Annotated in this window: 9 protein-coding genes and 1 pseudogene; 7 read left to right on the top strand and 3 right to left on the bottom strand. The window is 36.5% G+C overall.

Annotation, left to right across the window (positions count from 1 at the left end):
* The 4 genes and pseudogenes from ACK4HO_RS12540 to ACK4HO_RS12525 form a co-directional block, all read left to right on the top strand.
* A pseudogene (locus tag ACK4HO_RS12540) lies at positions 1-164 on the top strand (glycosyl transferase family 2); the annotation flags it as partial.
* The gene (locus ACK4HO_RS12535) at positions 155-706 is read left to right on the top strand and encodes an RNA polymerase sigma factor (RefSeq protein ID WP_409666301.1); all 552 of its coding nucleotides are present in this window, start codon (positions 155-157) and stop codon (positions 704-706) included. The pseudogene ACK4HO_RS12540 and the gene ACK4HO_RS12535, both read left to right, overlap by 10 nt.
* Before the next feature lie 170 nt (positions 707-876).
* Complete coding sequence (locus tag ACK4HO_RS12530) at positions 877-1,695, top strand: energy transducer TonB (RefSeq protein ID WP_409666300.1); 819 nt, start codon at positions 877-879, stop codon at positions 1,693-1,695.
* A gap of 117 nt (positions 1,696-1,812) precedes the next feature.
* Positions 1,813-3,027 (top strand): serine hydrolase domain-containing protein, encoded by a 1,215-nt coding sequence (locus ACK4HO_RS12525; RefSeq protein ID WP_409666298.1) that lies wholly within the window; start codon positions 1,813-1,815, stop codon positions 3,025-3,027.
* Positions 3,028-3,030: 3 nt separating this feature from the next.
* Here the strand turns inward: ACK4HO_RS12525 and ACK4HO_RS12520 are convergent, their stop codons facing one another.
* Positions 3,031-3,870 (bottom strand): S1 RNA-binding domain-containing protein, encoded by an 840-nt coding sequence (locus ACK4HO_RS12520; RefSeq protein WP_409666296.1) that lies wholly within the window; start codon positions 3,868-3,870, stop codon positions 3,031-3,033.
* A gap of 119 nt (positions 3,871-3,989) precedes the next feature.
* Between ACK4HO_RS12520 and ACK4HO_RS12515 the strand changes: the two genes are divergently transcribed.
* From ACK4HO_RS12515 to ACK4HO_RS12505, 3 genes are read left to right on the top strand one after another with little or no spacing between them, the layout of a single operon-like run.
* On the top strand, positions 3,990-4,484 hold the full coding sequence (locus ACK4HO_RS12515) for an RNA polymerase sigma factor (RefSeq protein ID WP_409666294.1): 495 nt from the start codon (positions 3,990-3,992) through the stop codon (positions 4,482-4,484).
* 5 nt (positions 4,485-4,489) lie between these two features.
* On the top strand, positions 4,490-5,128 hold the full coding sequence (locus ACK4HO_RS12510; RefSeq protein ID WP_409666292.1) for a hypothetical protein: 639 nt from the start codon (positions 4,490-4,492) through the stop codon (positions 5,126-5,128).
* Position 5,129: 1 nt separating this feature from the next.
* A complete protein-coding gene (locus ACK4HO_RS12505) occupies positions 5,130-5,984 on the top strand; it encodes a TraB/GumN family protein (protein ID WP_409666290.1) in 855 nt (284 codons plus the stop codon).
* A gap of 129 nt (positions 5,985-6,113) precedes the next feature.
* Here ACK4HO_RS12505 and ACK4HO_RS12500 read toward each other — a convergent pair whose 3' ends face one another.
* Positions 6,114-6,527 (bottom strand): hypothetical protein, encoded by a 414-nt coding sequence (locus ACK4HO_RS12500; RefSeq protein WP_409666288.1) that lies wholly within the window; start codon positions 6,525-6,527, stop codon positions 6,114-6,116.
* Positions 6,528-6,644: 117 nt separating this feature from the next.
* A complete protein-coding gene (locus ACK4HO_RS12495) occupies positions 6,645-7,211 on the bottom strand; it encodes a helix-turn-helix domain-containing protein (RefSeq protein WP_409666286.1) in 567 nt (188 codons plus the stop codon).
* Positions 7,212-7,685: the final 474 nt, after the last annotated feature.

Here is a 7,685-nt window from a genome sequence, read left to right as displayed (position 1 = left end):
GCTTCCGATATTTGTTTGCGTGGTTATCAATGGGATTTGCCGCCGGTAAACTAAAAGAAAAAGATGTGATGTATTGGTTCCCAATCATAGAAATTGTTTTAATTTTCACCCAATTGAATGTATTCATCACCAATACGTTCTCAAAACCGGTCCATTGGAAATAAACAAATACATAGAAAAAGCTAAGAAAGGTGACCAAGTAGCGTTTACCTTTTTGCTCGACCATTATTGGAACGAAGTGTATGGCTTTATGCTGAAACGCACTGAAAACGAAACCGATTCGGAAGACATTACCATAGAAACTTTCTCTAAAGCCTTTGACAAAATTGCCACCTACAATCCCGAATTTCAATTCAACACTTGGTTGATTGCCATTGCTAAAAATGTGCACATCGATATGCTTCGCAAAAAGAAATCTACTGTATTCGTTGAAATCACCGATGAAGAAGACCAACAAGCTTACAACGTTGCCGACAGCTCACCTTCGGCAGAAGACGAATTGATTACCGAGCAAAACTTATCTCGCCTACTCCAATTCATCAAAGAATTAAAACCGCATTACCAAGAAGTGATTCAATTGCGTTACTTTCAAGAAATGAGTTATCAGGAAATTGCAGAACAGCTTAACGAACCGTTGAGTAACGTTAAAATTAAATTGCTTCGTGCCAAAAAACTACTGGCAGAAATCATCGAGAGCAAAAAATAATTCTCCTTTTTTATCAAAATTTATTAAAGTCTTCCCAACCTTTTGGGAAGTAACGCTATCTATATATAAAATAATTAACACTGTTTATACTATTTTAATGTTTGTTGCGTTATATAATTAAACACCTCGCTTATGTAGTATAAATACTTAACTCTAAAACCATATAAATTATGTCAAACGTTAGTATTTATGAAAAAAACTGGATCGATCTGGTTTTTGAAGGCAAAAACAAAGCCTATGGCGCTTACCAATTACGCCAAGAAAATGGCAAAACTTCTTTAATCGCTTTTTTGAGTGGCATCACTTTCTTTTTAGCTGTCATTGGTGGTGGATTGTTCCTAACCTCTTTTGATGACGGACCAATTGATAATGTTGCGCCAATAATTGATGACGGTCCGATCATTACGATTGACTTGACACCAAAAGAGCCTAAAGCACCACAACCTGAAGTTCAACAGTCACCACAACAACCGCCAAGTAATGAAACGCCGCCAAATCTTTCCAATATGGTTGTGGTTGCAACTCCTGAAGCGAATGTTGATGTTCCAACAAATGTTGAAGTAAAGAGTTTACCACCCGCTAGCGAAGGTACAGTTGGCGGAACTGGAATCCCAAATTCGGGAACTGAAGGAGGAACTGTTACCACAACTCCTACACCAGGAGGAGAAGGAGTTGAAAACAGCGGTACCGTAGATGTACTTCCTAAATATCCTGGTGGTATGGGCAAATTCTACGAATATGTTGCGCAAAAGTTCAACAGTCCTGACATTGATGAAAATGGTGAAATAACCTTAAGTGTAACCATGTCGTTTGTCATTGAAAAAGACGGCACCTTAACTGATATCAAAGCCGTGCGAAGCACTGATTATAAAATGGAAAAAGAAGCCATTCGACTATTGAAAGCTTCGAAAGTAAAATGGTCTCCTGGTATGAAAGAAGGAAAACCGGTGAGAACATTATTTTTGTTACCCATAAAAGTTAAATTGTAATTCCTGAAAACCGCCTCCCACCCGAGGCGGTTTTTTGTTAACAAATGTTGTAAAGATTAACAATGATTTAGACTTTTAGGGTTTTCATTTCGGTTAAATATTGGTATTATTGCAATTATGAAGATTACCCTAATTTCCTTTTTTCTAACCACCCTATTTTATATTTCAGGTCCTACGACCGGAATACAAAATTCGCGTTCGGATAATAATGGAAACTCGGACAGTACTTTGATTACCATTCCGCTTAACATCAAGTTTAACAACGTTTCAAAAGAATACATTTCTGAGAAAAGATTTAAAATTGATTCGTTTTACAACAAGTTTATCAATTCACCTTACTATAGCGGCAGTTTTATTGTGGCCAAAAACGGTCGCATTATTTATGAACATTACAAAGGTTTTTCAAATACAAAAACAGGAGAGAAAATCGATGCCAATACTTCGATTCACTTAGCATCCGTAAGCAAAGTATTGACTGCGACAGCGATATTAAAACTGGTTCAGGAAGACAACTTAATGCTCGACCAAAAAGTAACCGATTGGATTCCGAAATTCCCTTATAAAAACTTAACCATCAGAACATTGCTGAATCACCGCAGCGGTTTGCCGCACTACTCCAATTTTCCGGGCATCATGAAAAAGGCTTGGAACCGAAAAAAAGTACTGACCAATAAAGATGTTTTGGATTTGATAATAAAACAAAAATTCAAACCCATTTTTGCTAACAATGCCCGTTTTGATTATTGCAATACCAACTATGTGATTTTAGCCCTAATCATTGAAAGAGCCACCGGTCAAAACTATCGCGATGCTATGCAAACCTTAATTTTCAAACCGCTTGGAATGAAAAACACTTTTGTATTCAATTATGAAACTGATAGAGATACCGTTTCTAAATCATATCGTGCAAGTACCATTTTTCCTTGGGACCAATATGACAATTTGTATGGAGATAAAAACATTTATTCTACTCCGAGAGATTTGGTCAAATTTGATTTAGCCACCTATTCTCCTGATTTTATAAAACCTGAATTGTTGCAAGAAGCCTATTATGGTTACAGCGCCGCACATGTGGCCAAGCCTATAAAAGACTATGGTTTGGGAATGCGTATGCGTTATTTGGCTAACGGAGAAAAGTTGGTTTACCACAACGGTTGGTGGCATGGCAATAATACTTCATTTGTTCCGGTCAAAAAGGATACGATGACCGTTATTTGTTTGGGCAATAAATATTCTAACAGACCTTATGCTACTTTGAATATGGTGAGCAGTTTATTTGCCAAAAAAACAGAAGAAATTCCATTGCCGGCTGAACTGGAAATCAAAGAATAAAATTTAGATTTTTATTTCGTCAACCAAATAAATGCCGTCTTCTTTAATCTCGATGCGTTTTTCTTTGTAGAGTGCGCCAATGGCTTTCTTAAACGTCTTTTTACTCATTTTCAAGACGGTTTTAATATCTTCCGGATGACTGTTGTCTGTGAGCCTTAAAAAACCTCGACTGGCTCTCAATTCAAATAAGATTTTCTCGGCATTGGGTTCTACATTACTGTAGCCGAATTTGTTTAAAGTCACATCAATTTTGTTGTCAGGGCGAATGTTTTTGATATAACCCGTCATTCTGTCTCCCAATCGGATGTCTTCATACACTTGGTCTTTGTACAATAATCCTTTGTGAATGTCGTTGATGATAACATTAATTCCAAGTTCAGTAATATGCGAAATAATTAAATCAACTTCATCGCCTACAGCAACCGTCAAATTCTCATTGTTCAAAAACTGATTGGTCTTGCTGGAAGCCATTATTCTATTGGTCTTTTCATCGATAAAGGCAAATACCAAATAACGTTTCCCTTTTTCCATAGGGCGCGCTTGTTCTTTGAACGGAACGAACAAATCTTTTTCTAAACCCCAATCGAGAAAAGCACCAAATTGGTTGACATAATTCACGCGAAGCAAACCAAATTCATCCATCAAAATATAGGGTTCCAAAGTCGTAGCGACAGGTCTTTCTTCATGGTCAAGGTATACAAACACTATAATTTCTTCACCAATAGTATAGTCCTTTGGCACATATTTCACCGGAAGTAATACATCGGCGGTGCCATCGGTTAAAAAAAGTCCCACTTTGGTTTCCCGTGCAATGGTAAGTGTATTGTAATGCCCTATTTTCATTTTTATGCTGGTAATATTTTCTTTGGCAAAGATAGCGAAATTAGAAACTTGAATTTGTATAATAAAAAATGTAGTTTTACTAAGTGTAACAAAACCACCACTTGCACTACTAACGGGCTATGAGTGACAACCTAGAACAATCATTTGTAAAACAACTGAAGGAGAACCAAAACATCATCCACAAGATATGTCGGTTATATACCAATGGTGATGATGCACATAACGATTTGTTTCAGGAAATTACCATTCAACTGTGGAAAGCCTTCCCAAAGTTTAGAGGTGAATCTAAATTTTCAACTTGGGCCTATCGCGTGGCATTAAATACTGCCATTACACTGTACCGAAAAAGTACGCGAACTGTTTCCACCATTACTTACGAAGGACAAAAACATTTTTTAAGTCAGGAAGACTACAACTTAGAAGAAGAAGAGCAAATCAAATTGATGTACCAAGCGGTGCAGCAGTTAAATGATATTGAAAAAGCTTTGGTATTCCTCTATCTTGAAGACAAAGATTACACCGAAATATCGGAAACATTGGGGATTAGCGAAGTCAATGCCCGTGTGAAAATGAACAGAATTAAAGGAAAATTAAAAAAAATATTAAATCCCTAAGGATTATGGAAGAGTTGGATTTATTAAAAAAAGCCTGGAAAAAGGATACCCATTCTTTTGAACAGGTCACGGAAACTGAGATTTACAAAATGATACATAAAAAGTCATCGTCTATTGTCAAATGGATTTTGATTATCAGTATTTTGGAGTTTGCTTTATGGACAGCGGTAAGCCTCTGCTATAATACCGATGATGTCATTAAGAGTTTAAATGCTGAAAACTTTTTAGTTTATTTAAAGGTCATTAATTATATAAACTATGCTGTTGTTTTCTTTTTTATCTATTGTTTTTACCGAAACTATGCTAAAATTTCAACAATAACCTCTACAAAACAATTAATGCAGGATATTTTAAGAACCCGCAAAACAGTACAATACTACGTATGGTATAACTTAAGCATGGTTTTTATTTGTACCATTTTAGGCTTTGTTATGGCTTTTATTTATAACCCTGAAATTGACACCTTAAAATATAAAATAGCCCATGATGAAAGCAATCTGATTCTAGTTGAAACCATCGCCATATTAGTGCTTATCCCTTTAATAGCGGTTGGTATTTTTTGGTTAATTTACCGCCTGCTGTATGGGATACTGCTTCGAAAACTACAAGGAAATTATAAAGAACTCAAAAAAATAGATTTATAACATGAAAAAAACAGCTTTACTCCTACTGGCATTATTGACGGGTATCGTCAATGCCCAAACCAACGAAAAGTCCTTGTTGTGGAAAATCTCAGGAAACGGACTTTCAAAACCTTCCTACCTATTCGGAACTATTCACATTACTTGTGATGCAACATTATCCGATAAAGTAAAGAAAGCTTTAGACAATACCGAACAGTTGTGCTTAGAGCTCGACATGGACGATGCTTCTATGCAAGGGCAAATGCTCAACAGCATGATGATGAAAGACGGTGTAACGATGAAATCCTTAGTCACCGAAGCCGATTTTAAAATAGTAGATGCTTTTTTAACCAACAATGTAGGTTACTCAGCCGAAATGCTCAATCCGGTCAAACCGTTTATGATTACGACCATGTTGTATCCTAAAATGTTAGGGTGCGAAATGCAATCGGTTGAAGCAGAATTGATGAAAATAGCCAAAACCCAAAACGAAGAAACCATCGGATTAGAAACTGTAGCCGAACAATTGGCTGTTTTTGATGCCATTCCGTACCAAGAACAAATGAACGAATTGGTGATTACCGCCAAAGACAATATGCAACGCGATAAAACCGAACTAACCCAAATGATGGCGTTGTACAAAACCGAAAATGTAGAAGAAATGGTAGCTTTTACCGAAAAATCAGCCAATGTAATGACCTCCAAATACAGCGATATCCTACTCAAAAACAGAAATCAAAACTGGATTAGCCGCATTGATAAAATTGCCAAAAGCAAACCCACTTTCTTTGGCGTTGGCGCTGCACATCTTGGTGGCGAACAAGGCGTGATTGTCTTGTTGAGAAAAGCAGGTTTTAAAGTAGAAGCCGTGAATTAGTTCAAGGGATAAGCTGGAAGTTTTTACACAGAGATACACAGAATGCACGGAGATGCACGGAGTTTTAATTTAAGCCATAAAAAAAGCCTCTCTTTCGGGAGGCTTTTTTCATTATCATGTCGGTAAAAATTATTGTATTGTCAATAAGTGCGCTTGGATGGTGGCTGCAAAGGCGTCCATTTCGACGATTTCTTGCTCTACTCTCGCTACTTCGGTTTGTTTTTGTAGCAGGGCAATCGTTCCATAAGCTTCCTTACGTGATTCGAGTACAAACTTGCGGTACTCTAATCTTGTTTTTTTGTCGAGCTCTTGCTCTTTAGTAGGACCATCCGGTAAAGAAGCGATGGTAATTTCTGAGGCATTAATTTGAGCTAGTACGCTGATTAAATTGGCGTCAATCTCTAGCGAGGTTTCAGCATACTTTACAGCAAATCGCTCATCGGTTGTTTTTTTATAAAGCAAATTAGCTTTCTCTTTGGCTGCCCATTCTAATAATGCATTGCAGTCGGTCACTTGTGTCAAATTCATTAACGAATAATTCATAATAAATAATTTTAAAGTTAATACAGCAAGAATTGACAAGTCTTGTGCCAAAAATCAACCTTTATTGATTATTTAATAAATATTTAACGTTTTTATTGTGCATATCGCAATACAAAATTATGCTGTTTCCCCTTTGTTTTCAGTAGTTTTCGACAATTTCTTTTTGGCTGACGCCAGGAGTCTTTTTTCTAACTCGAACATTTGTTGTTTGAGTTGGCACTCGTATAAAGCACTATGACTATTAATTTCAAGTGCTTTGTTGGTATTATTGGTAATAAGTCGCAATTTATCTTGATGTTCTTGGCTCTTTTCCTGTGGGCGGTTTTTTAGATAAACCAACAGCTTTTGGGCTTTGAACTTGTCCGACTGTTTCTTTTGAATGGATTTGACTTTCCTGTTGACCAAATTGAGTTGGTAAGTATTCTCTAAGATTAGGCGGTCGAGTTGTTCTTCCGTCACTGTAGGTAATAGTACTTCCTCAAGACCGGATTTACTTTTGTTCTCTAACTCATTCATGTGGTTAAGCAGTTCAGCCAACAACAGTTTTGCCGGATCCGGCAGGTCACCGAAGCCCAGTTCATATTTGGCCAACTTACTACGCGTAACCCCAAGCAACATGGCCAGTTCTTTCTGGGTAAACCCTATTATATCTCTGATACTGTTTTTATTTTTGGCTTCTTTCATAGTACTAAACGATTAACGGTTTATACTAGCGTACTAAAAACCATGCCAGTAGGAACACTTTTTTAGTTATAAAATTCCTGTTCGGGTTTTACGAACCAATTTTTACCATATAAATTCTTGTTCGTGATTTGCGAACAAGAATTCTTATATAATATTTCTGTTCGGAGCTGAAACCGCGGTGCAATCAAAAAGCAAGAGGAAAAGTATTTTTTACTACCAAATGATTGAGAATTGAAAGGGAATATTTATATTTGAGGGTAAGAATGACAAAAATCATATCTATCAGGCCAAATTGAACAGATAGGTATGATAAAGTTATACTTATAAACTAGTTAGATGCAATTTCCCAGACAACGAAGTATTTTGCGTAATGAATCCGATAAATTTTGTGATTATAGTTCTTAGACAGAGAAGAATTCTCTTGGCTTCAAGTCTTTCGATTAAAATCGTAGAAAGTTAACTTTCAAACGTTTG

The organism is Flavobacterium sp. (assembly GCF_046296355.1).
In the GTDB taxonomy this organism is placed as follows: domain Bacteria; phylum Bacteroidota; class Bacteroidia; order Flavobacteriales; family Flavobacteriaceae; genus Flavobacterium.
Note: the sequence above shows the minus strand (reverse complement) of the source record. Positions and strands in the feature narration are given on the sequence as shown.